1 protein-coding gene is annotated in these 644 nt (G+C 45.4%); it reads right to left on the bottom strand.

The features are described 5' to 3' along the window. The coding region (locus AC1DRF_RS31255) for an aldehyde dehydrogenase family protein (RefSeq protein WP_477742733.1) at nucleotides 1–644 on the bottom strand (644 nt) is incomplete at both ends.

The raw sequence follows: 644 nt of genomic DNA on the forward strand, positions 1-644 counted from the left end.
GGTCAATAACAGGTCCCATATACGTGTTCACATCTTCAGGACTGCCCATTGTTAATGTYTTTGTCAGCGCAACTGCTTTTTCAAGAACGATATCGTATACGTCTTGGTGAACAACTGCACGAGAGCCTGCTGAACACTTTTGTCCAGAGAAGCCAAATGCTGAATATACAATAGAAGAAGCAGCTAAATCTAAATCAGCATCTTTATCTACAACGACCGTGTCTTTACCGCCCATTTCAGCAATAACGCGTTTTAGCCAGATTTGACCAGGCTGTACTTTTGCCGCGCGTTCATAGATGCGGCAGCCTACTTCACGTGAACCTGTAAATGAAACGAAGCGTGTTTTTGGGTGATCTACTAAATAGTCGCCAATTTCGCTTCCGCTTCCCGGCACGTAGTTCAGTACGCCGTCTGGAAGGCCAGCTTCTTTCATTACTTCTACAAATTTTGCTGCGATAACCGGTGTGTTGTTAGCCGGTTTTAATAGAACTGTATTTCCTGCTACGATTGCTGCTGCTGCTGTTCCTGCCATGATCGCTAACGGAAAGTTAAACGGTGAAATAATAACGCCGACACCAAGCGGAATGTAGTTGAATTTATTTTCTTCACCGTCGCGGCTCTCCACAGGCGCACCGTCTTTTAGC

The sequence above is a fragment of the Priestia sp. P5_B4 genome (genome assembly GCF_056400385.1).